The sequence below is a fragment of the Enterococcus sp. C46 genome (assembly GCF_040887565.1).
Taxonomy (GTDB): domain Bacteria; phylum Bacillota; class Bacilli; order Lactobacillales; family Enterococcaceae; genus Enterococcus_B; species Enterococcus_B lactis.
In genome coordinates, this window is sequence record NZ_JBFOGA010000008.1 from 56,910 (window position 1) to 81,468 (window position 24,559).

General features: G+C 37.8%; 21 protein-coding genes. 10 read left to right on the forward strand and 11 right to left on the reverse strand.

Going from position 1 to position 24,559, the window contains the following annotated elements; all coding sequences use genetic code 11:
• Nucleotides 1-34: 34 nt before the first annotated feature.
• The 3 genes from AB3I27_RS11305 to celB all read right to left on the reverse strand — a co-directional run bounded on the left by AB3I27_RS11305 (nt 35) and on the right by celB (nt 3,599).
• Nucleotides 35-1,009: a ring-cleaving dioxygenase gene (locus tag AB3I27_RS11305; RefSeq protein ID WP_049142556.1), complete on the reverse strand. Its 975-nt coding sequence runs from the start codon at nt 1,007-1,009 to the stop codon at nt 35-37.
• A 471-nt stretch (nt 1,010-1,480) separates the two neighbouring features.
• Nucleotides 1,481-2,200: a GntR family transcriptional regulator gene (locus tag AB3I27_RS11310; RefSeq protein WP_002309645.1), complete on the reverse strand. Its 720-nt coding sequence runs from the start codon at nt 2,198-2,200 to the stop codon at nt 1,481-1,483.
• A gap of 127 nt (nt 2,201-2,327) precedes the next feature.
• Complete coding sequence (celB, locus tag AB3I27_RS11315; protein ID WP_104760020.1) at nt 2,328-3,599, reverse strand: PTS cellobiose transporter subunit IIC; 1,272 nt, start codon at nt 3,597-3,599, stop codon at nt 2,328-2,330.
• Nucleotides 3,600-3,751: 152 nt separating this feature from the next.
• On the opposite strand from celB, the gene AB3I27_RS11320 reads away from it, so the two are divergent.
• The 4 genes from AB3I27_RS11320 (at nt 3,752) to AB3I27_RS11335 (ending at nt 6,890) form a co-directional block, all read left to right on the forward strand.
• A complete protein-coding gene (locus tag AB3I27_RS11320; RefSeq protein ID WP_104760019.1) occupies nt 3,752-5,149 on the forward strand; it encodes a glycoside hydrolase family 1 protein in 1,398 nt (465 codons plus the stop codon).
• A gap of 80 nt (nt 5,150-5,229) precedes the next feature.
• Nucleotides 5,230-5,670, forward strand: a complete 441-nt coding sequence (locus AB3I27_RS11325; protein ID WP_002289467.1) for a universal stress protein — start codon at nt 5,230-5,232, stop codon at nt 5,668-5,670.
• Nucleotides 5,671-5,813: 143 nt separating this feature from the next.
• Nucleotides 5,814-6,140 carry a PadR family transcriptional regulator gene (locus AB3I27_RS11330; protein ID WP_002291828.1) on the forward strand — a complete coding sequence of 109 codons (327 nt, stop codon included), beginning with the start codon at nt 5,814-5,816 and terminating at the stop codon, nt 6,138-6,140.
• Nucleotides 6,141-6,890, forward strand: a complete 750-nt coding sequence (locus tag AB3I27_RS11335) for a permease prefix domain 1-containing protein (protein WP_002313902.1) — start codon at nt 6,141-6,143, stop codon at nt 6,888-6,890.
• A gap of 160 nt (nt 6,891-7,050) precedes the next feature.
• On the opposite strand, the gene AB3I27_RS11340 is transcribed toward AB3I27_RS11335, so the two are convergent.
• The gene (locus tag AB3I27_RS11340) at nt 7,051-7,506 is read right to left on the reverse strand and encodes a Spx/MgsR family RNA polymerase-binding regulatory protein (protein WP_002316150.1); all 456 of its coding nucleotides are present in this window, start codon (nt 7,504-7,506) and stop codon (nt 7,051-7,053) included.
• Between the two features lie 422 nt (nt 7,507-7,928).
• A complete protein-coding gene (locus AB3I27_RS11345; RefSeq protein ID WP_104760018.1) occupies nt 7,929-8,204 on the reverse strand; it encodes a hypothetical protein in 276 nt (91 codons plus the stop codon).
• Nucleotides 8,205-8,498: 294 nt separating this feature from the next.
• Here AB3I27_RS11345 and thiD point away from each other — a divergent pair, with 294 nt between their 5' ends.
• Complete coding sequence (gene thiD, locus AB3I27_RS11350) at nt 8,499-9,314, forward strand: bifunctional hydroxymethylpyrimidine kinase/phosphomethylpyrimidine kinase (protein ID WP_002309637.1); 816 nt, start codon at nt 8,499-8,501, stop codon at nt 9,312-9,314.
• Nucleotides 9,315-9,640: 326 nt separating this feature from the next.
• Here the strand turns inward: thiD and cls are convergent, their stop codons facing one another.
• Nucleotides 9,641-11,092 (reverse strand): cardiolipin synthase, encoded by a 1,452-nt coding sequence (gene cls, locus AB3I27_RS11355; RefSeq protein ID WP_002309636.1) that lies wholly within the window; start codon nt 11,090-11,092, stop codon nt 9,641-9,643.
• A gap of 341 nt (nt 11,093-11,433) precedes the next feature.
• On the opposite strand from cls, the gene AB3I27_RS11360 reads away from it, so the two are divergent.
• Complete coding sequence (locus AB3I27_RS11360; RefSeq protein ID WP_002345883.1) at nt 11,434-14,100, forward strand: cation-translocating P-type ATPase; 2,667 nt, start codon at nt 11,434-11,436, stop codon at nt 14,098-14,100.
• Between the two features lie 424 nt (nt 14,101-14,524).
• Nucleotides 14,525-15,277 (forward strand): class I SAM-dependent methyltransferase, encoded by a 753-nt coding sequence (locus AB3I27_RS11365; RefSeq protein ID WP_104760025.1) that lies wholly within the window; start codon nt 14,525-14,527, stop codon nt 15,275-15,277.
• 22 nt (nt 15,278-15,299) lie between these two features.
• Here the strand turns inward: AB3I27_RS11365 and AB3I27_RS11370 are convergent, their stop codons facing one another.
• Nucleotides 15,300-16,454, reverse strand: coding sequence for a hydroxymethylglutaryl-CoA synthase (locus tag AB3I27_RS11370; RefSeq protein WP_002309630.1), 1,155 nt, complete (start codon nt 16,452-16,454; stop codon nt 15,300-15,302).
• Between the two features lie 184 nt (nt 16,455-16,638).
• Here AB3I27_RS11370 and AB3I27_RS11375 point away from each other — a divergent pair, with 184 nt between their 5' ends.
• Together AB3I27_RS11375 and AB3I27_RS11380 are read left to right on the forward strand one after the other, a co-directional pair.
• Nucleotides 16,639-19,080, forward strand: a complete 2,442-nt coding sequence (locus tag AB3I27_RS11375) for a hydroxymethylglutaryl-CoA reductase, degradative (protein WP_104760016.1) — start codon at nt 16,639-16,641, stop codon at nt 19,078-19,080.
• Nucleotides 19,081-19,239: 159 nt separating this feature from the next.
• Nucleotides 19,240-20,607, forward strand: coding sequence for a phosphatidylinositol-specific phospholipase C domain-containing protein (locus AB3I27_RS11380; RefSeq protein ID WP_368022998.1), 1,368 nt, complete (start codon nt 19,240-19,242; stop codon nt 20,605-20,607).
• A gap of 181 nt (nt 20,608-20,788) precedes the next feature.
• Here AB3I27_RS11380 and AB3I27_RS11385 read toward each other — a convergent pair whose 3' ends face one another.
• From AB3I27_RS11385 to AB3I27_RS11395, 3 genes are all read right to left on the reverse strand, one after another.
• Complete coding sequence (locus AB3I27_RS11385; protein WP_002344122.1) at nt 20,789-21,493, reverse strand: hypothetical protein; 705 nt, start codon at nt 21,491-21,493, stop codon at nt 20,789-20,791.
• A 185-nt stretch (nt 21,494-21,678) separates the two neighbouring features.
• A complete protein-coding gene (locus tag AB3I27_RS11390) occupies nt 21,679-21,924 on the reverse strand; it encodes a hypothetical protein (RefSeq protein ID WP_002309626.1) in 246 nt (81 codons plus the stop codon).
• A gap of 16 nt (nt 21,925-21,940) precedes the next feature.
• Nucleotides 21,941-22,792: an aldo/keto reductase gene (locus tag AB3I27_RS11395; RefSeq protein WP_002313894.1), complete on the reverse strand. Its 852-nt coding sequence runs from the start codon at nt 22,790-22,792 to the stop codon at nt 21,941-21,943.
• Nucleotides 22,793-22,957: 165 nt separating this feature from the next.
• Between AB3I27_RS11395 and AB3I27_RS11400 the strand changes: the two genes are divergently transcribed.
• Entirely contained in the window at nt 22,958-23,962 is a 1,005-nt protein-coding gene (locus AB3I27_RS11400) for a nucleoid-associated protein (protein WP_002290131.1), read from the forward strand.
• 196 nt (nt 23,963-24,158) lie between these two features.
• Here the strand turns inward: AB3I27_RS11400 and AB3I27_RS11405 are convergent, their stop codons facing one another.
• A complete protein-coding gene (locus AB3I27_RS11405; protein WP_002309624.1) occupies nt 24,159-24,515 on the reverse strand; it encodes a YxeA family protein in 357 nt (118 codons plus the stop codon).
• Between the last annotated feature and the right edge of the window lie 44 nt (nt 24,516-24,559).

Consider the following 24,559-nt stretch of genomic DNA (forward strand, 5'->3'; position numbering starts at 1 on the left):
TTTCTATAGATGCAAATGAAGTGGCATGAAGAGATTATTCACGTTTTTTATTTGCGTCACTTGTATCGAAAGGACGGACATAGGCTTCAATGGCTTCACGACGTTCTTCTAAGAATGGAGGAAGAGATAGTTTTTCTCCAGCGGATTCTGCTGGTTCATCTTCAAGGAATCCAGGACCGTCAGTTGCTAGTTCAAACAGTACGTGATGAGCGGCTAGGAAGTACTCAGATTGGAAATAGAAACGATCGACGAAACCAGAATTTGGCAATTCAATCTTATTGATTACTTGAATCCAGTATTCCAATGCTTCTTTGTCTGCTACACGCAATGCTAAGTGATGGATATTTCCAAATCCTTCGATTGCTTTTGGCAAGTCTGTCCGATGTTCAATAATGATGCTTGCACCATTTCCGCCTTCACCGATTTCAAATAAGTAGAAATCTCCTGAATGGTCTGTTTCTTTGAATCCTAAGATTTTTTCAAGAATCAAGCGGATATGCTCTAATTGACTGACACGGACAAAGACAGGTCCAAGTCCTGTGATTGCAAATTCTGTCGGTACATTGCTGTTTTTCCAAGGAACGCCAGCTGCTACACCTTGATTGTTTTCGTCAGAGATCAATTGATAATATTGATTATCAAAATCTTCAAACTCGATATATTTTTTGCCGAAACGTTCATTGATTGCTGAATGAGCGACATCATATTTTTCAAATCGTTCCAACCAAAAGTCTAATGCAGCGTCACTTGGCACACGGAAAGAAGCACGAGAGATCGTATCTGTTCCTTTTTTTCCTTTTGGCTGATTTGGGAAATCAAAGAAAGTCATATCTGTTCCTGGTGCACCAGTATCATCTGTAAAGTAAAGATGGTAAGTTTCGATGTCATCTTGGTTAACGGTTTTTTTGATTAAGCGCATTCCTAAAATATCTGTAAAAAAGCGGTAGATTTTTGTTGCGCTAGATGTCATTGCTGTAACGTGGTGAATTCCTCTGATTTGTGTATCCATGATAAATTTCCTCCTGTTAACTTACAAAAAGTAAGTGATTGATTTAGACATAGTATAGAGGGTGCATCTTTATTTTGCAATTAATTTGTCTTCTAAAGTATCAGGAAGGAATCAAGAATGAAAAGAGGAGGAACGGATCAATAAAATAAAAAAACTTACGACTAGCTGTATCGATTTCAAAAAAACTAGCTTTAAAAAACTAACTTTAGAATCATTACGGGTGGTCATAAGTCTTTTTATGATTAGATGGAAACGAGCTTCTGAAAGTACTTGGTAAATGTTATTCAAAAGATTGTATCTGTGACAATCAATCGACTCAAAACTAAGCGGCTTTTTCACAACCTCTGATTCACGGTGTTCAAAAGCCAGTTTCTCGGTAGTAAGTCAAATTTATGCAAAAATGAGGAAAGCCATTTTCACAAAATTTTTCTTACTACTCGAAACTAAGCGACTTTTTCACAACCTCTTTGGTTAAGTTGAACGCACATCCAGCACAGAATAGTTCCGAACATCAAATCGGTTTCGGCTGGAAGAATATTCAATCGGCTGGCCATCTTTGAGATAGACGACTTGCTGAACTTCCAGTACAGGATCGTTTTCTGCACAGTTCAAATATTGCTGATCATATTCATCACTTTTATCTGCAGAAATAGCACGATAAGCCCCTGCAAAATGGACATTCAATTCTTGATGAAGATGATCATAGATAGAGGCTAACAAATGTTCTTTTTTTAAACCCGGCACAAGATGGACTGGCATAAAGGTATGCTCTAAAACATACGGCTCGCCATCTAAGATCCTTAACCGGTGAATATTGTAGACAGGTTGCTCGGCATCGATCATCAATCGTTCTTGGATATATTGATTAGGGAATTCAACATCAAAATGAATGATTTGACTCTTCAAAGAACGATTTCTGCGTTTCATTTGGAGGCTCAAACCTTCATACTCGTTAGCGGGCGATGTGTCTTTTTGCATGAATGGATGATTCAAAATTTTCGTTCCTGATCCTCGCTGCGAATAGACAAGTCCTTCCATCGCTAAGATATTGATGGCTTTTTTGATTGTCATCCGGCTCGCACCAAATTCTTTTACCAAGTCCACTTGATTAGGCAAAAAACTATCGGGAGGATACTCTTTTGAACGGATTCGTTCCCTTAAAATATTTGCGATTTCTTCGTATTTTGGCACGTTATTCACCTCTTCTAGAGTATAACGAAAGATTATGCTTCCGACAACTCGAAGTAGCATCTGGAACATTGTTTATTCGAAAAAAGAGGATATGACAAGTTTCTTGTCACATCCCCTTAATGATCCATTAAGCAATATCTAAATCTGGTTGTTTATCTAATACTTTCAAGAACGGGTACCAGATAAAGGCAACGAAGATAAAGTCGATGACTTGCAGCATACCACCAAGCCATGAATTTGTTGCTAAGACACCGCTTGCAATGATTGGCACAGTCCATGGAACTGAGACGCCAGTTGGTGCAGGGACAAGTCCAGCAGCCATTACCAAATAATTGAACGTCGTTACGATTAGAGGCGCTACGACCCAAGGAATAAGGATTGTTGCATTCAATACGATTGGTAGACCAAAAATCGCTGGTTCATTTACATTGAAAATACCAGGTGCTAAAGCTAATCGACCAACATCACGATACTGTTTCTTTTTAAGAACAAAGGCCATCAATAAAACGACAGCTAAAGTCATTCCAGAGCCACCAATACCAACAGTGAAGGTTTCCATGAATGGTTTTGTGATGATGTGCGGTAATTCTTTTCCATGTTGATAAGCTTCTAAGTTATCAAGCATCAGTGTATTCCAAATCGGGTCCATTACAGAGTTGACGATGATTTGCCCGTGAAGTCCGAAGAACCATAAGAATTGGACAAAGAACAAAGCAATCAATGTTGCAGGTAAACTACTTCCCAAACCAGTTAATGGTTTTTGGATCACTTCATAAACGACATCATGTAAGTTAGCATTGAAAATACCAGTCATCACAGCGTTGATTACTAAGAAAACAGTTAGTGTGACTACAGCAGGGATCAAAGCGGCAAATGATTTTGTTACTGCAGGTGGAACTCCATCAGGCATTTTGATCTGCCAACCGCGTTTCGTGATTCTGCAGTAGATTTCTCCAGCCAAGAAAGCAGCGATCATTCCAATGAACATTCCTTTTGCGCCAAGACGATCAAGTGAAAGAACACCAGTTACATCTTCACCACCAACGGTTTTCATTGCAAAAGGCGTAAGAATCAAGAAGCTGGCAAAAGACACAGCACCACCGAAAATACCTTCAACGTCATAAGATTTTGATAAATAATAGCCGATACCAAAAGTAACAAAAACCGACATGATGCTCATTGTTGCATTTTGCCCATTACCGAATAAGTTCGATAAAGTTCCCTTTGTTGCGTCACTGAAAAAAGGCAAGTTATTGATAACGACAACAATCGAACCGAACATTGTTAAAGGGAAGGAAAGCATAAACGCATCCCGTAAAACTGTAAGGTAACGATTTTGCCCTAATAAATTAGCTAAGGGCATGATTTTCTCAGAAAGCTTGTCCATAAAACCGTTCATTTTTATTCACCTCAAATTTATTTGCAATCGATTACATACAAAGTATAACGCCGAATATTTTAAATGTCTAGTCATTTTTATAAAAAGTATTGATTTATTTTTTTAGGTTCGTTATGATTACGATATCAAGAAGAAAAGAGAGGAAGTACAAAATGAAAACCTACACATTTCCAGAAAATTTTTGGTGGGGTTCTGCTGCTAGCGGACCGCAAACAGAAGGAAGAGTAAGTAATGACGGGAAAGGAGAAAATATTTGGGATCATTGGTATACATTAGAGCCTGAAAAATTCTTTAATCAAGTAGGACCTGAAAAAACTTCGCAAGTTTACACAAAATACAAAGAAGATGTTCAGTTAATGAAAGAAACTGGCCATAACACATTTCGTACATCTATCCAATGGAGTCGTTTGATTCCAGAAGGGACAGGTGAAATCAATCAAAAAGCTGTTTCTTTTTATCGAGATTATTTTACTGAATTGCTGAACAATGGTATCGAGCCTTTTGTAAATCTTTACCATTTTGATATGCCACTGTCCTTGCAAGAAAAAGGCGGATGGTTATCAAGAGAAACGGTTGACGCTTATGTTTCTTATGCAGCCGCGTGTTTTGAATTGTTTGGAGACCTAGTCAAAAAATGGTTTACTCATAACGAGCCAATCGTGCCTGTAGAAGGAGGCTACTTGTATCAATTCCACTATCCAAATCATATCAATATGAAAGAAGCAGTCCAAGTAGGCTATCATGAGAATTTAGCAAGTGCAAAGGCAATCAAAGCCTACCATGAAGGTTGTCATGATGGTGAGATCGGAATCATCTTGAATCTGACACCAAGTTATCCGAGAGATGAAACGAACCCAGAAGATGTAAAAGCGGCGAAGATCGCTGACGCATTCTTCAACCGATCATTCCTTGACCCTGCAGTGAAAGGCGAGTTTCCACAAGAGTTGATCGAGATTGTCAAAACATTGGGGATAATACCTGACATTCATGAAGGAGACTTAGAACTCATCAGAGAAAACATAATTGACCTGTTAGGAATCAATTATTATCAGCCTCGTCGGATCAAAGCAAAAGAAACACCGATCAATCACGAACAAAGCCCCATGCCAGATGATTATTTTGATAATTACGACATGCCCAATAAAAAAATGAATCCATATCGTGGATGGGAAATTTACGAAAAAGGCATCTATGATATTTTAACGAATACAAGAGAAAACTATGGTAATATCAAATGCTATATTTCTGAAAATGGGATGGGAGTCGAAGGAGAAGAACGTTTTGTTAACAGCGAAGGCATGATTGAAGATGATTATCGGATCGAATTTGTGACGGATCATTTGAAATATGTCCATCAAGCAATCCAAGAAGGAACGAATTGTGTGGGTTACCACATGTGGACATGTATGGACAACTGGTCATGGACAAATGCTTACAAAAATCGCTATGGCTTTATCGCTGTTGACTTGGAACAAGACGGCAAACGCACGATTAAAAAATCAGGTCGCTGGTTTAAAAAGGTCTCTGAAAAAAACGGATTTGATGCCTGATATTTTTTGCTAAAACGTTCACAAAATGTTTGTCCTAACACTGTAATCGTGCTACACTAACAGTGAAGGAGGCGTTTACAATGGTAGACACTTATCGCAATATTTTAGTAGCAATTGATGGTTCTGAAAAGGCAGAAAAAGCATTTCTTGAGGCAATCACGATTGCCAAACGAAATCAAGCAACGTTGCACATCCTGTATGTCAATGAAGTAACAGGCAATTACTTTGGTGATTTTGCATTTGTTACAACAAGCCTGCAGGAAGAATTGGATGAGGTTGCGGAAAATCAGATGAAAGAACATCGAAACTTGGCAATCGAAAAAGGCCTGACAGATATCGAGACATATGTTCTTTACGGTTATCCAAAGACACTGATCGCTAATTTCCATGAATCGAAAGAACCAATCGATCTGATTGTCATGGGGGCGACAGGTCTGAATGCGGTAGAACGTGCACTAGTAGGCTCCACTACTTCCTATGTAGTCAACCACGCATCATGTAACGTCATGGTTGTAAAATAAATTAAGGGAACAGAAAGCAAAAAAGCATAACGCTTCTTTTGCTTTCTGTTCCTTTTTATTTTTTGCAAAAAATTACTTTACCTGATGAAGTAATCATGCTATGCTGATTACAACGACAGATGGAGTAATATGGAGGAAAGAACATGATTTCAAGTGATGGAATACGCGGATACAATGATGCGATTATTTTATCGATCCTTAACAAAAACGATTCTTATGGATACGAAATTTCTAAAACGATCCGTGAGAGGACAAATGATTCCTATGTAATCAAAGAGACGACACTTTACTCCGTTTTTGCCCGTTTAGAAAAGAATCAATTGATTGTTTCGTACCCTGGTGAAGTGACCCATGGAAAAAAACGGACCTATTATAAAATCACTGAAATAGGACGTAATCTTTTAGAAGAAAAAAAGCAAGAGTGGCTGACGACGAAAGACGTGGTCGATCAATTTTTGGAGGGAAAGTAAATGGATACAATCCGTAATTATTTAGAAAGTCTTTTTATCGGAGTACCCCGAAGTACCGAGATAGAAAAGCTGAAAGCTGATTTGCTGGCAAATATGGAAGATCATTATCATGAATTAATGGGAGAAGGGAAAAATGAACAAGAGGCCATTGGTACAGTCATCTCGACATTTGGTTCAATCGATGAATTATTAGAAGAATTAGATGTCAAAAAAGAAAATCCAAGTCCCGAGACAGAATCAAATTCAGCTTTGATTTATTTAAGTGAAGCGGAAAATTACTGGAAAGAATACAGAGCAGCAGGTCTTCAAGTAGCGTCAGGTGTCCTATTCACTTGTTTATCCTTTGCAGGATTTCTGTTCTTTTGTTCAACAGGCTATGCATTCATGGGTGTTTCTTGTCTGATTTTCGGTATAGCATTAGCTGTCGGTTTTTTCATCGCTTCTGGTATGAAAATCACCCGCTTAAATCACTTTTTGTATAATAGAAAAATACCTGAAAAAGTATTAGCAGAAGCAAAAGAAAAAGAAGAAGCGTATCAGCGAAGTTTTGGCTTCTCGTTGATTGCAGGAATCGGATTATGTATTTTTTCACTTTTCCCACTTTTTGCTTCGATTTTGTGGTATATGGATGGTAGTATCGGTGCCTCTGGATTTTTTGTTACCGTAGGAACGGGTGTCTTTTTGATTATTTATGGCAGTCTTGTCCGTCATTCTTATCGTCAGTTCACTCAAAGCACTTATTCGTGGTAAGTGTGCGCAAATTTGAACACCGTGAGTCAGAGGTTGTGACAGAAGTAGTTAGCTACAAGAATTAGCTTCAAGAAATTTTGGCTTATTTTTCGTAGAAGCTACTTCTGGAACACTAGTTATTCGAAAAAATGACTGTGACACTTTTTTGTCACAGTCATTTTTATATAGAATAATTTAAAAATTCATCATCTAACTCCATAGAATTGTCTAAATCGCTTACCCACGTGAAATCGTTATAGACAGATTTGAGCTGGCTTCTGCGCCATTGAACAGGGATAAAAAGACGCATACTATCTTCATTGAACCCGACTAATAATTTTTTTCCGTCAGTAATGATAGGACGTTGCAACAAAGTAAAATGTGAGACGATTAAATCGACAAGTTCTGAGGTCGTACATTGGTCGATTTGATCTTTTAAATTTTTATAATCAATCGAGCGTTTAGCTAATAGATCGTCAAATCCGTTTTCTGTTAATGATAATAAATAAAAGATTTCTTTTCTGGTTAAAGGCTGTTTAGGCGTGAAAATTCGTTCTCTGTAAGGCATTTGATGGTCTTTCAGCCAATTTGCCATCAGATGGTAACTATGTGTACGAGAAGAATAGATCGTAAGCATAACAAAACTCCTTAAATTTTCCATTAATTTGTTCGATCTGTTGAGATAAATAATAGGTAAGGAGCTGAGCATAAGCGTGAAACAACCCAAACATCAATAGAAATAACTTTCTAAAGTCTTAAATTTGCGACGAGAAACAACTAGACTAATAGAAGGAATGTCTCAGCCATTTGGCTTCCTGTTTGTTTTTCTTGCTTATGCTGCAGCTCCTCGGGAAAGGGTTCTAACAATTTGAAGAAAGTTGATGATTGATCTAGTTTCAATTGTGTGAAATTTGAAATCTGGTGTTTTTACTAGATGAATCATCTAACAACTATGATTATAACTTATAGAACTGTTGTTTTGTATTCTGTTTTGTTATAGTTGTTATAAAGTTTTATTTTATTACAGAACCTATTTAGTTAAGAGCGTATAGTTAAAAGTTAAAATTGCTGATTCACATAGAGTTTATGACTTCTTGGAAATTCTTTTTCAATCAGTTTTTTCATCTGTTTATGAAATTCTTTTTTTTCAGTAAACATAAAGGTTTGGGTATCGTAACTTTCTTCATGTAGGAAATAGATTATTCCTTTTTCTGTGTTTTGCGTATAAGCTTTTATACTCCTGTCTTTTTTGAAAGAACAGATCGTATAGTTTTCTATTTGGTCTGGGAGACGTTTGATTTTCTTCAAAATGACTTTTTTATCCTCAAGTTTCATTTTTTCACCTGACTTTATTTTTTATCATATGGAAATCATAGCGCCATTGGTTATATGAAAACAAGAAGGATACTGAAATATATATAAATCGAATAGCGGGTATTTGTTATTAGAATAACTAGTCCAAATAAATGACAACTATTTTCTGATTTATTACAAATGTTTTTTCAAATAAATTTGATTACCAAGAAAAGGTAGTGGTATATTTACTGAGGGATACTTTGAAAAACATATGATAGAAACAGTAACAGCATCATGAAAAAATTTTTTTATAAAAACGGAGGGATTGATTTGATGGAAGAACAGTATGTACAAGCAATGACGATCGCAGGATCAGATAGCGATGGAAGCGCAGGGATGCAAGCAGATATGCATACATTCTTTACAAGAAGTGTTTACGGTGTTTCTGTCATGACCGCATGTGTTGCAGGAAATTCTTACGGAATCGGAGCAAGTGTGACCTTGCCAACCGATTTTATCGATAAAGAATTTGAACTGATTGCAGAGGACTTTCAAATACGTGCAGCTAAAACAGGTATGCTAGCAGATTCAAATTTGATTGAGACAGTTGTAAAAAATTATCAAAAATATGATTTTGGTCCATTAGTCGTGGATCCCGTGATCGTAACGAAACATGGAAATCTTTTACTAGAAGAATCTGCTTTACAAAGCTTGAAAGAAAAACTTGTCCCTTTGGCAGAAGTACTGACACCTAATTTTTACGAAGCAGAAAAGCTGACTGGACGGACATTAGCAACTGAAGAAGATTTTGTGCAAGCAGCAAAAGAACTGCAAGATATGGGTGCGAAAAACGTCATGATCAAAGGACATCATGCAAAAGATGCGCAGCAAGAAACAGTCAACGACTACGTATTGCTTGAATCAGGAAAATCATTTTGGCTGAATGCGCCATTTTATCCTACTGACCGGATCAATGGAACTGGCGATTCGTTATCTGCATGTATTGCAGCCGAATTAGCTAAAGGAAAAACAGTAGAACAAGCAATCCGATTGGCAAAAGACTATGTAAACCGTGCGATTCGTGAAGAAATAAACGTAGGGCATAAATATGGACCAATCAATCATTGGGCAGCCGGTGAATTAGAGTAAAAAAAAGAGGTTGTGAAAAAGTCGCTTAGTTTCGAGTATTAAGAAAAATTTTGTGAAAATGGCTTTCTACATTTTTGCATAAATTTGGCTTAATACCGAGAAACTGGCTTTTGAACACCGTTTACCAAGAGGTCGTGAGCCTGCCGTCCAGCTCCGAGTCATAAGGAACAAGTTCAAAAAACAGCTTCTCATGTTTGATGAATATTGTGACTTGTGATCGAGGAGTTGGCAGGAGAACACCGTTTATTCGGAAGAAGGGACTGTGACAAGATTTTTGTCACAGTCCCTTTAACCTTAGTATATTTTTCTCTACTTGAATGGAAAAATTATAAGATTGGAGAAAACAATCGAGAAATTTGTTGTTTGAATAACAGCCAGTTAGACATTTCCTTCACTGTTTCAGTTGTCATTGGTGAACAATGTGTCTCATCTTCTTTGAACTGAGTAGCAAGCTCTTCTAAAAACTCAGGATCGTAAATGACAGCACTTGTTTCAAAATTCAATCGGTAGCTACGAATATCTTGATTTGCTGAACCTACCATGCAGATTTCATCATCCATTATTAATGTTTTTGCATGGAGGAAGCCATTCTCATAGACAAGGATCTGTACATTTTCCTTGATGAGCTGACGAGCATAATATTGTGTTGCTCGATAAATAAAAGGATGATCCGGTTTATTGGGGATCATGATTTTCACATCGACACCAGAAGCAGTTGCGATTTTCAAAGCAGCAATGACACTTTCATCAGGAACGAGGTAAGGTGTCTGTATCCAAACACGTTTTTTAGCAGAAGTAATCAATTTGATAAACGAAAGCTTGATTTGTTCTCGTTCGTTATTTGGTCCGCTTGAGACAAGCTGGATGGACGTATCAGCAAGTTTGGATTCATCTCGATCGGCTTTTTTAAAGAAATAATTCAAATGATAGCCGACCTTTTTTTCTTCAGACACTGAAACGTTCCAGTCTGTTAAAAAACGAAGTTGAAGCAAAGAAGAAGCAGCACCGAAAATTCGTATATGCGTATCACGCCAATAACCGAATTTTTTTGTCGTATTTACATATTGATTGGCAATATTGAAACCACCGGTGTAACTGATCTTTCCATCGATCACAACGATTTTTCGGTGATCATGGTAATTCAATCGGAAACGAAGCAATGCTTTTTGCGAGGTAACAAATGTATGGACATGTCCACCATTTTTGATTAGACGATTGAAATCTTTTGCTTTTGTGCCATGGGAGCCAAATGCATCATATAATATACGAACTTCTACGCCTTCTGCGGCTTTTTCTTCTAAAACGCGTAAGACTTGCTGACCGATATTATCTGTCACAAATGCGTAATATTCGATATGGATCGAATGTTTGGCTTTTTTTAGATCTTGAAGCAGTGAATCTAATTTCTTTTGTCCGTCTGTGAGAAGAGTGACAGAATTCATTCTTGTCAGCGGCATACGATTTAATGAAGAGAAGAAGTCGACAAATTGTTGTTTGTCTTTGTCGCCCATGTCAGGATCGTAATGTTCAATGGTATCTCCTCTAAAAGACTGAAAGTTTTCTAATTCTTTCAAGTCACTTTGTCGGAGATAGAATTTTTTCTTATCCGTTAATCCACGTCCGAAAAATAAATATAATACAAAACCCACCCCAGGAAGGGCAAACAATACTAAGAGCCATGCCCAAATAGCTGCTACATCTCGGGGTTTAATCAAGATCGCCACTAAAGCAATAAGTGCATTCAATAGATAAAGGGCGGATATAATACTAGATACCACAAAAATGTTCCTCCTTACATACAATAACATTAGTATAGCATGATAGAAGAAAGAAGCCTACCAAGGTGAATATACTTTTCACTATTTTCATGAAAATGTAGGTAAATCGGGCTAAAGTAGTTGCTTTTTGTAGTTTAATAAGGTAGGATATTATTACAGTTGAATATCTCCTTAGGGGAGTAACCGGCAACATTTTGTTGCGATAATATCAACAGTAAGTTAACCAAATGGTTTTCTGGTATTGTATGAAATGGTGAGACCTAAGACAAATGCGCATTTGTCTTAGGTCTCTTTTTTTTCAGACAGGACTAGGACCGAGATCAAAAAATGGGGGATGAAATTTGGAAAACAAGGAACAAGCACAACAAGCGGTCTATAAAGAAACGATCGATTCGTTGATGCAGCAAACGCAGAGCTCAACCGATGGATTGAGCACCACGCAAGCGAAGGAAAAATTAGAAAGAGATGGCTTGAACCAGCTAAAAGAAAAGCCGAAGAAGCCAACTTGGAAATTGTTTTTAGAAACCTTCAAAGATGCAATGGTTATCGTATTGCTGATTGTCGCACTTATTCAGATGGTCATGGGAGACTACATCGAATTCTTAGTTATTTTTGCAGTGTTGATGTTGAATTCTATCATCAGTGTTGTCCAAACAAAAAAAGCAGAAGGTTCTTTAGAGGCATTGAAAAATCTTTCAGCACCTGATGCTCGAGTGATTCGTGACGGTAAAGAAAAAACGATTCCGGCAAACGAACTTGTCGTAGGGGATATCGTGTTGTTAGACGCAGGCGATTATGTACCTGCTGATGGACGATTACTGGATGCAGGTTCATTAAAAGTAGATGAAGGCATGCTGACAGGAGAGTCGACTTCCGCAGAAAAAGAAGTAATGGATATCACAAGTACTGTTCCAATCGGTGATCGTACGAATATGGTATTCAGTGGAACAATCGTAACTTACGGACGCGGTAAATTCTTAGTGACTTCAACTGGGAACAATACGGAAATCGGACAAGTTGCTGGTCTTTTGGAATCAACAACTGAGCAAGTCACTCCGTTACAACGAGGTCTGGATAAATTCAGTAAAAAACTAAGTCTGGCTATTTTGGCATTATCTCTATTGATTTTAGGTATCCAATTGTTCCGTATTTATCTTGGAGAAGGTACAGGAGATATGACTGCAGATATCGTGAGTGCAGTGATGTTTGCCGTAGCCGTAGCCGTAGCTGCTATTCCAGAAGCATTACAGTCTATCGTAACAATCGTGTTATCTTTGGGAACGAATAAAATGGCGAAACGTCATGCCATTATCCGAAAACTTCCAGCAGTTGAGACACTTGGCTCGACAAGTATCATCTGTACAGATAAAACTGGTACATTGACACAAAACAAAATGACAGTTGTTGACTACTTTTTAGGGAATGGCGATACTGGAGATTTCACAAACGATCCTTCAAAGTGGACAGCTGACGAACGCCGTTTGATTGAAATCAGTGTCTTAGCGAATGATGCATCGATCAGTGAAGACGGTACTAAATTGGGCGATCCCACGGAAGTAGCGTTTATCGATTTTAGTGAAAAACTAAACCAGCCTTATCAGGAAATTCGAAACAACTACCCAAGACAAGCAGAACTTCCTTTTGACTCAGATCGAAAATTGATGTCTACTGGACACACGATCGATAACGAAAATTACTTATTTGTCAAAGGTGGACCAGATATCGTCTTCCAACGCAGTAAAAAAGTATTACTGAATGGCGAAGTTGTTCCGATGACGGATGAATTGATGAAAAAATTCCAAGAGCAAAATGAAGCTTTTTCAACACGCGCATTACGTGTACTAGCTTTTGCTTACCGTCCACTTGATAATTTTGATTTATCATTTGAAGATGAAGATGATTTGATCCTGGTTGGTTTGCTTGCTATGATCGATCCTCCACGTGCTGAAGTCACTCAAGCGGTGACAGAAGCAAGAAGTGCAGGAATCAAAACGATCATGATCACTGGTGACCACAAAACAACAGCTGTTGCTATCGCAAAACAAATCGGGATTTTTGAAGAAGGAAACTTAGCTCTGACTGGAACGGAATTAGATGAATTAACAGAAGATCAACTAAACGAAGTTTTAGAAAAAGTGACCGTTTATGCACGTGTTTCTCCTGAAAATAAAATCCGTATCGTTCGTGCTTGGCAAAATAAAGGTCATATCTCCGCTATGACAGGTGATGGCGTAAATGATGCACCAGCATTGAAACAAGCAGACATCGGGATTGCTATGGGAACTGGTACAGATGTGGCAAAAGATGCAGCAGCGATGGTATTGACGGATGATAACTTTGCTTCTATTGTCAGCGCAGTAGAAGTAGGACGTAACGTGTTTGATAATATCAAGAAAGCTATTTCTTATCTATTTGCCGGAAACTTAGGTGCGATTATTGCAATCATCTTTGCCTTAGTTGCTGACTGGTCCAATCCATTTACAGCATTACAACTGCTGTTCATCAATTTAGTCAATGACTCACTGCCAGCGATTGCATTAGGTACAGAAAAAGCAGAACCCGCTACGATGAACCGTCCGCCAAGAGATCCAAATTCAGGAATCTTTACGGACAAAACATTGATTTCTGTAACGTATCGTGGTGTACTGATTGGGATTGCTGTTATCTTCGCTCAATGGCTTGGCATGCAGCATTCACCTGAATTCGGTGTAGCTATGTCATTTTCAACATTGATTTGGTGTCGGACACTGCAAACATTCCCAGCACGTTCAAATACACAAACAGCTATCCAAGCAGGGTTCTTCTCTAACAGAAGTGTCTTACTAGCTGTAGTTGTATGTAGCGCGCTTTACTGCTTAACAATGATCCCAGGACTGAAAGAAGTCTTCTCTATCCCATCAGCATTTGGATTGACAGAAGTCTTTACATGTATGGGAATCGCTCTTGTGACAATCATCTTGATGGAAATCACGAAATTGATCATTGTACGAGTACAAGGAAATAAATAAAACGAATCAAGGAGGTAGTGACAGAAGTGGTCAGCTTCAAGAAATAAGAAGGAATGTACGAAAATTGCTTCTCAAATTTTTGTGGCATTTCGGCTTATTTCTGAAGAAGTTACTTCAGGAACACCGTGTATCAGAGGTTGTGAAATCAGCGTTCTGATCTGAGTATTAGAGAAACAAACGGAAAAATAGTTCCTCATATTTTGCCGTTTGTTGAGCTAATGCCGAGGGTCAGCTGATTGAACACCGTTTATTCGGAATAAGGGACTGTGACACGACGTTTGTCACAGTCCTTTTTTATTTATAATAGACGGAAAGTAAAACATTTTTTTATTCATCAAAAGAGATATAATAGATGAAAGAGGAGAATAATTTGTTCCGAAAAGTGAAAACATCTAACAAAAATCAAAAAGTAAGAGGGATTCAAATGAATGAAAAAGAATGGGATGATTTTGCGGAAGAATATTATGAAATCCAGCAAGAATCACAAACAACTATTGCAGAAGATGTAAGAGAATATCTGAAGTCGGAGAAAGTCCTGCCTGCTGAAATAGTAGCAGATGTTGCCGGAGGATCTGGCAGATTTATTTCTTTAGCAAAAGAAGTTAATCACTACGATTTGATCGATTTTTCTTCAGGAATGCTAGCAAATGCAAAAAAAGAAGCAGAGAAAATTGACTTGTCAAATGTTTCCTTTATCAAACGATCATTAGAAGAATTTATCCAATCCAGTGAGACATATGAAGTGGTTTTTACAGCAGCGAACCCAGCTTTGATACATCCCAATCAATTAGAAAAACTGATGAAAAAGGCAAGCAAATGGTGCGTGATAATGAGAGTAGTGGAATCAATCGATGATGTTTTTTATCCTATCGAAAAGCAACTAGGAATGATAGAAGAAGATCCTAATACAACCCCATTTATCATGGATCAATTTGAATCATATTTAATTGATAAAGGAATCAAAGTAAAGAAAAACGATTTTACTTATTTTGCACAGGAATCAATTACTGAAGAGTGGATGAAGATGTACTATGAAGATTACGCAAAAGATCCTGTTGTGACTAGATATATTCGCAAACTATTCAGTGAAAAACAAGAAATCATCAGTACGACTAGGTTGACCTATCGATTGCTTCTCTGGTCCAATGACAAAAAAAAATTCCCCCACATTTCGTGAAGGGATCTTTTTTATGCGTTTATTATATTTTGTAATAACGAATATCATTTTCAATTTTTGTAATCGAGAAAGGTACGTCTGATGTATATTCTGCGCTTTCTCCATGTTCAGGAAGCGATTCGCTGAAAATCATTTCATATTCGTCAACAGAGATTCGTTTTCGAGAATCCAGCATCTCTTGATGAGATTGTGCGAAGAGATATTCTTGATAGTTTTCCTCCAGATAACCTGTAAAAAATTCACTTACTGCACCAGAACCGTAGCTGAATAAACCAATGCGGTCTCCTGGCTGCAATGATTTCGAATTTTCCAGTAGAGAAGTTAGTCCAAGGTATAATGAACCAGTGTAAAGATTACCGATTCGTCGGCTGTAACGAATGCTTTCTTCATAGCGAGCCAGTAGCCGTTCTTGATTTCCTTCATCTGTTTGGTCTAATACGCTTTGCAATGCTTTTTTTCCCATCTTCGTATATGGGATATGGAAAGCAATCGCTTGATAATCTTCGAGTCCTCGACCCGATAATTCTTTATGTCGATTCCAAACTTTTTGGAACGATTCAATATACGTAGAATTAGACAAAGGTCCATCGACAACAGGAAATTCACTGTAATCTGGACGCCAGAAATCATAGATATCTTCTGTCAGAAATACGCTGTCGTCTTCGATCGATAAAATACGCGGATTTTGAGTGATCATCATCGCAACAGCACCGACACCTTGCGTCACTTCACCCCCGCTTGCCAAGCCGTAACGAGCAATATCACTTGCTATGACTAGTACTTTTCGTTCTGGATGATTTTTGACATATTCTTTTGCCATGTGCAAAGCTGCGGTGCCACCGTAGCAAGCTTCTTTTACTTCAAAAGAACGAGCAAAAGATTGGATTTTTAGTAAATGGTGGATAATTACCGCACTCGCTTTTGAATGGTCAATTCCGGATTCTGTTCCGACGATGACCATGTCGATTCGCTCACGGTCTTTTTCTGTCACGATCTTGCTGGCAGCATTTGCCCCTAGTGTAATGATATCTTCATTCGCACGATTGACTGCCATTTGGTCTTGACCAATACCGATATGATATTTTGCAGGGTCATCTCCACGGCTTTCTGCTAAATCTGTCATATCTAAATATAAATTAGGAATAAAAAAGGAAAGACGATCAATCCCTATTTTCATTTCAACACCTCTTTACTCATGATAAAAAACTTACTTTACTAAAGTATCATAAAAAGATTAAAAGAAATATAAAAAAGCGAATATTTAAGGATTGTTAAAATTTAATCTTAGAAAAAAACAACTGGAACAAGAGCTATTTGTTTTTATAGCAAAGAATGGTATATTTTTGTAGGAGGTGGCTTACTTGAAAGAAGTCGTAATGATAGATGCTGCAAGAACGCCAATAGGAAAGTATCGCGGAAGTTTAAGTTCATTTACTGCAGTTGAATTAGGCACACTTGTGACCAAAGAATTATTAGATAAAACAAAACTGAAAAAAGATAAAATAGATCAAGTAATATTTGGGAATGTCCTGCAGGCTGGTAATGGTCAAAATGTTGCTAGACAAATTGCTTTGAACAGCGGTATCCCAGTGGATGTCCCTGCAATGACAATCAATGAAGTTTGTGGATCTGGTATGAAAGCAGTGATTTTAGCACGCCAGCTGATCCAATTAGGTGAAGCAGAGCTTGTGGTAGCCGGCGGAACAGAGAGTATGTCACAAGCACCTATGCTGAAACCCTATCAGTCAGAAACAAATGAATATGGCGAACCAATTTCCAGTATGGTCAATGACGGATTGACTGACGCATTTTCAAATACACATATGGGATTAACCGCAGAGAATGTGGCAACTCAATTTTCTGTGAGCAGAGAAGAGCAGGATCGTTATGCCTTGGCATCCCAGTTGAAAGCAGCTCAAGCTGTTGAAGCTGGCGTATTTTCTGAGGAGATCATTCCGGTCAAGATTTCTGCTGAAGACGTGTTATCTGAGGATGAAGCAGTTCGTGGAAATAGTACATTGGAAAAATTGGGTACATTACGTACAGTATTCTCGGAAGAAGGAACAGTAACAGCAGGCAATGCTTCTCCATTGAATGACGGTGCCTCAGTGGTGATCCTTGCATCCAAAGAATACGCAGAGAATAATAATCTGCCTTATTTGGCAACCATCAAAGAAGTAGCGGAAGTTGGTATTGATCCAAGCATCATGGGAATCGCTCCAATCACAGCCATTCAAAAATTGACAGATAAAGCAGGAATAGCTTTACCAATGATCGATCTTTTTGAAATCAATGAAGCATTTGCGGCTTCATCTATTGTGGTCAATCGAGAACTACAGTTAGATGAAGAAAAGGTCAATATCTATGGAGGAGCAATCGCATTAGGACATCCAATTGGGGCAAGCGGTGCACGGATTTTGACCACGTTAGCTTACGGATTGCTTCGTGAGCAGAAGAGATACGGTGTTGCTTCATTATGTATTGGCGGAGGTTTAGGCTTGGCAGTCTTGTTAGAAGCGAATACGGAGCAAACACGTGAGGATTGGCAAAAAAAAAAGTTCTATCAGCTCACGCCATCTGAACGGCGCAGTCAATTAGTCGAAAAAGGTGTATTGACACAGGAAAATGCACTGATTTTTGAGGAACAAACACTTTCTGAAGAGCTCTCAGATCACATGATTGAAAACCAAGTGAGCGAAGTGGAGATCCCAATGGGCATTGCACAAAATTTCCAAATCAATGGCAAGAAAAAATGGATCCCGATGGCTACAGAAGAACCATCTGTTATTGCAGCTGCAAGCAATGGCGCAAAAATCTGTGGAGATATCTGTGCAGAAACACCTCAACGGTTGATGCGTGGACAAATCGTTCTATCAGGAAAATCGGAGTATCAAGCAGTGATCGATGCAGTGAATCATCGAAAAGAAGAACTGATTCTTTGTGCAAATGAAAGCTATCCTTCCATCGTGAAACGCGGGGGCGGTGTTCAAGATATCTCTACACGGGAATTTATGGGAAGTTTCCATGCCTACCTATCTATTGATTTTTTAGTGGATGTAAAAGATGCAATGGGTGCCAACATGATCAACTCGATTCTTGAGAGTGTAGCAGACAAATTACGGGGATGGTTCCCTGAGGAAGAGATTCTATTCAGTATTTTAAGTAATTTTGCTACAGAATCGTTGGCTTCTGCCTGTTGTGAAATTCCCTTTGAACGCTTAGGGAGAAGCAAAGAAATTGGTGAACAAATCGCTAAAAAAATCCAACAAGCAGGGGAGTATGCGAAGCTGGATCCTTATCGTGCAGCGACGCATAATAAAGGAATCATGAATGGTATAGAAGCTGTAGTAGCAGCTACAGGAAATGATACACGTGCGGTAAGTGCTTCGATCCATGCCTATGCGGCAAGAAACGGATTATACCAAGGATTAACAGACTGGCAGATTAAAGAAAATAAACTAGTTGGGAAGTTAACGGTACCTTTGGCTGTGGCCACAGTAGGCGGAGCTTCTAATATCTTGCCAAAAGCTAAAGTATCCTTAGCTATGCTAGATGTTGATTCAGCCAAGGAACTAGCACAAGTAATGGCTGCTGTAGGGTTAGCTCAAAATCTTGCTGCTTTGCGAGCATTAGTTACAGAAGGAATCCAAAAAGGACACATGGGGCTTCAAGCTCGTTCATTAGCGATCTCAATTGGGGCAGTTGGTGAGGAAATCGAGCAAGTTGCGCAAAAATTACGTGAAGCAGAAAAGATGAATCAGCAGACAGCTATACAACTATTGGAAAAAATCCGGGAAAAATAAAAGAACAATTTCTTTAGAGGAATAAAGCAAGATTTGCAGTTATTTTAGTTACTGTAGATCTTGTCTTTTTTTCTTTTACGAGAAAAATGTGTTCATTGTTAAAATATATTTCTAGCTATAATTAGGTGTGCGCACAAAATAGAAAAGAATGGAGAACTTATGAATAAGAAAAAATTTACTGTACTATTGTGTATTTGTTTCGGTTTATTTTTACTAGGATATAAAACACCAATGTCTTATGCACATATAAATGGTGGAGATTGGTCGTCACGTACATATAATCGGTATTGGATGAGTGAATTAAATGATAATGTACGTCTTTCAGAATTATCTATTCCAGGGACCCATAATTCAGCAACAGGAACGTTCTCAGGTATAGCAAGTGGATACGTAAAGACACAAAGTATCGATATCCGCAAGCAGCTTGACAATGGAATACGTTTTTTAGATATACGTGCGCGTGCTATTGATGGTGCTTTTACGATGCATCACGACAGGTACTATCTAAACCAGAATTTCGGTGATGTACTTAATAAAACAGTGGCCTTTCTTCGTGACAATCCTGGAGAAGTAGTCTATATGAGATTGAAACAAGAATACAGTAGTGTAAATGACCATACATTCAACCATATTCTTAATACAAGATATTTACAAGATAGTCGTTGGAGAGATTACTTTTATTATGGAAATGCTAATCCGACTCTTAGAGAGACACGAGGAAAAATCGTCATTTTTTGTAATTTCTTGGGAAATAATGTCGGAATCCCTTATCCGTCAAGTTTTGATATACAAGACTATTGGAATCCAGTGAATCCAAATGATAAACGGTGGGCCGTCGAGCAACAATTCGACAAGGCACACCAAAGCAGAGGAATAAATGGTGTCAAATATATCAATTATCTAAGTGCAAATGGATTTTGGAATGGTGTATGGGGATACGCAGATGTAATCAATCATTTTTCTTTTTACCGGATAATAAATAGAAATATCAAACATACGGGAATCGTACCTATCGACTATCCAAGTGAGTGGCTCGTTAATTCCATCATCGATATCAATCATCGTTTATTGAAAAACCGTGAAAGCAAAGGGAAATACGATGGATATATCACTTCTATCCAATGTGAAGCAGATACCTCAAAAGTTGTGGATTGGAATCAAGGAAATAACAGAGGAATCATTTACCATAACGCTGGGAGTAGAAATCAAAAGTGGTACTTAGATTATGATGTTGCGAGTAAAGCATACATATTGCGAAGTCAACGTAACAGGGATCATGTGTTAGCAGAAAATAGTTCTTTTGGTATAGATGTAACGAACCAGCCAAGTATACAAAATCGTGCAAGATGGCGATTGTTATCGTCTGGGCTAGAGCATATGCTAGGAGATGTGTATTATTTGCAAAATGCTCATAGTAACCGAATACTAGAAGTAAGAGATGGCGTATACAACAATAATCAAGAATTGATTACTGCGCCAGTCGCTCATATACAAAGACAACGATTTGTGATCAATAGAGAAGATTGATAAAGAAAATCAATCATAGCGAATTCATTAATTGTTGATCATTAGTTATTTATTCAACGGAACGAAATAATAAAAAATACTATATGACTATAAAGAAACCGCTTGGCATTTGTTTAACCTACCAAGCGGTTTTTTATTCAACCAACGGATTAACTTCAACAGTTTCTACAGTTGAATGTTTCTATCTTTCCGTAATCGCTGTCGCTGAAAATTGTTCAATTAAAGGAATCAAAGCCAATTTGACTTTGTATTTTCGTTCAAGTGCTTTTTCGATGGCAAATTCATTTTCAGCAGTCATAGAAATAGTTGCTAACTTACGAGGTTCATCGGCATTTTTTTCATAAATAACTACTTCTTGTTCATTTTGTTCTGTGTAAAATTTAGGATACTCAGCAACAGCTTTTGAAAAATCAGCAAAACTTAAAGCGGCATTCGTATCAGTTGAGCGTGTATTTTCAGTTGTGTCCGCTTTTGGTTCTTCCACTTTTTCTTCTGGCACACTGACTGTTTCTTCTGTCACTGGTGTTGCAACGGCTTGTGCAGTTGGTTCATCGTTTTTCAAACGTTGATCATTCCAGTAAGATACGATCTCAATAAGAAGATTGTCACGGAATCGTTCGAAAATACCGTTTTCTCCTGAACGGATCCGCTTTAATACAGTATTGAAATTATCATCGATAGGCACATTGATTCGTGTATCTTCATTTGTTTTTCCAGCTAATCCGATCGTTAAGATTTGACGGTTTTTGGGATCAAGCATGACTTGTAATGGCAAACCATAACGTCTCAAGCTTTCATTTTCTAGAGAACGGAATAACTGTCCTCTTACACCATCCAATGAAGGACGGAATTGATTTAATAATTTTTGTTTCTGTTTTTTCTTCATATGTTCTCTCCTTCGCTCATACCCTTTCGATTATAAGAAAAAAAAAGCCAAATGAAAAGGAGTAATGCAAAAAAACTTGCGTATACGCAAATTACAACAGAAAAATTTGCTTATTTTTCCATTTTTTGAAAGAAAAATAAAAAAATGGAACAGGTTATGTGGATAGATAACCTGTTCCAATCTTTTTATTTTTTCGGTATCAAGGCAAAAATAGGTAACTCAGGTGAATAAATGACTTCATGTTCGTGCCAAGTTGTGACCATTAGTGAATGATTGAACCGTTTTTTCAGCTCTTCGATGATTTGATCATGTGTCCAGTTTCTTGCAGGGAAATGTTGGATCTTCTCTGCATCGATCAAAAAGACAAAATCGGAATGAAAAGTCTGAATGACGTCTTCCGAGAGAGAATTCAAGCGTTCGATTGGATCCATAAAATCACCTTTCGTCTTAGAATTGGGTAGTATCTGGGTCTTTTGCCTTGCCAACTACACCATCTAACTGATCAATTTGTTTCATTTCTTCTTCTGTCAATTCAAAATCAAACAGTTCAGTATTTTCTTTGATTCTGCTTGGTGTGACAGATTTAGGAAGAGGAAGGAATCCGTGTTGCAACGACCAACGTAAAGCGACTTGTGCGATCGTCTTGTCATGCGCTTCAGCGATTTGTTTCATTTCAGGGACATCGAAGATTTTACCAGTGCCTAATGGGCTATATGCTTCAAGGATCATCTCATGTTTTTTTGCATACTCAACTACATCTGGCTGCAATTCACCCGGTGCAAGGAAAACCTGATTGACCATTGGCATGATTTTTGCTGTTTTAGCAAGTGTATCTAGATGGTGGGGCAAGAAATTGCTCACACCGATTGCTTTGATTTTACCTGCTTCATACAGTTCTTCAAATGCACGCCATGTATCTGCGTTTGCTTGTTCCCAATTATCACGAAAAGCAACTGGATTTGGCCAGTGAATCAAGAACAGATCTACATAATCTGTTTGAAGTTTCTTTAATGATTCTTCAAAAGAAGACATCACAAGTTCATAACTGTGATTGGCATTCCATAATTTTGTTGTTAGAAAGATCTCTTCTCTAGGAATGCCACTTTCCTTAATCGCTTGGCCGACACTTTCTTCATTCTTGTATCCTTGGGCAGTATCGATATGGCGATAACCTGCAGCCAGTGCTTCTTTAACAGAGGAAACAGCGACATCCCCATCAGGTGTTTGCCATGTGCCGAATCCTACTACTGGAATTTCGTAACCATTTGATAGACGATACGTGCTTGTTAATGAATTCATACTTTCAGCTCCTTTTTTATTCGTTCATCTATAAGTTTAGCGCATTTTCCAAAAAAAAGAATCCATTTTGTTTCTACTATTGAAATTTTTGTTTAAAAGAAAATGATTTTGATTCTGGTATTTTTGATTTTTTTTCCGTAAACTAAGACAGAAGGGAATGAGGAAATGGATATCTATTTAAAAAAAGCAATCCTGCATATTATTGACAGAGAGACGGGTTCGCCGGTCTTTTCGCAAAAAGAGCTGGATCTGACAAAAGAATATATTCGTGATTTTCTTCAAAAGAAAATCCAAAAAATCTCTTCTGCCCAAACGAAAACTGGACAATTGGCAGAAGAAAGCATGATCGTTGAATCACTTAAAATCGCTCAAGAAAATTTTGTGGAAGCAAGTGAAGCAATCGTTCAGCGATGGTTCGATATTTACCAAGAAAGTGAAGAGGCGCCAAGTGCAGATGTATTTGTCGTTTTGTATGAATTAGATACAGTGATGTACTTATCTTTATTGAAAGTCAATTATCGTGAGGCTTATACGCATTTTGTTGAAGCAGACGAAGTAGGAATTGACAACCGTTTGATTTTGAACCGAGCAATACTAGGCGCGAAAACACAAAAAGCAGATGAAGCCTTCGCGGTGAACTTGTCCGATTGGACCTATGAATTGATTGAAAAAAAATATGAGTTTTCCGGTAAAAAAGAGCTTTATTTTTCTGGAAGAGTGATCGAAAGTGTTCCTGCACCTTCTTTAGAAGAAAATGTAAAAGTGATCCAAAAAGTAGCCAAGCATCTTGGAAAAAAATTCGAGACAGAAGAATTTGATATCATGGCTGATTTAAAAGAAGCTGTCTATGACACGATAGAAGAAAAAGGACGGTTGGATCATGAGATGATCGCAGAAAAAGTCTTCAAGGAAAACATTACGGCAAAACTGGCTTTTAAAGAAGAAGTACAGGAACAAGGGTTTGTCCCAGAAGCACCTCCTGTAAAAGAAGTACAAGAAATTTCTGAGAAAAAATTTGGAAAACAAAAATTTAAATTATCAAACGGAATCGAACTGATTGTACCAGTCGATGTATATCGCAACCCAGATTTGATTGAATTTGTGAATAATCCAGATGGTACGATATCTGTGATGATCAAAAATGTGGATGAAGTATTAAATCGTTTATAAAAGTGACTGGAACATTAGATGTTCAACTACCGATGTTTAGTTGAATGAATGGTCCATGAGAAGGATCTGAAAGGACGAATATAACAAAAAAAGAGCGTGAGACAAAAGTAAAGAACACTTTTGTCTCACGCTCTAAAAACGTATAAACGCTTCTGTCCCAGCCTCTTTTTATCTAATAAAATTTTAAGACCATCGATTATTGATCGATTTTTTCTGCCGCATTTTTAGGGACTTCAGAAGCTTTTATTTCTTCCCAGCTTAATACACCTTTACGAGGATTGACTTTGAGTTTAAGATACGCATTCATCTTTAATGGATGTTCTCTTTTTTCGCGAAGCGTCACTTGTTTTTTTTCTCCATCTTTATTATAAGCCGCTTGCTTGTAGGTATAAGTCGTGAATTTCTCTCCGTTATCTGCTTGGATAGCTGATATTTCGCCATTCGTCGTGATTTTTGTATAATAGGCTTCACCGCCGTAAAAATAATGATAAGCTGCAAAACTTCCGCCGAGAAAGATGCCTAAAACGACAAGTACGCCAATTAATTTTTTCATGTACTTCACCTCTCCTCTTATTATTAACGAAATAGAAGATTTCG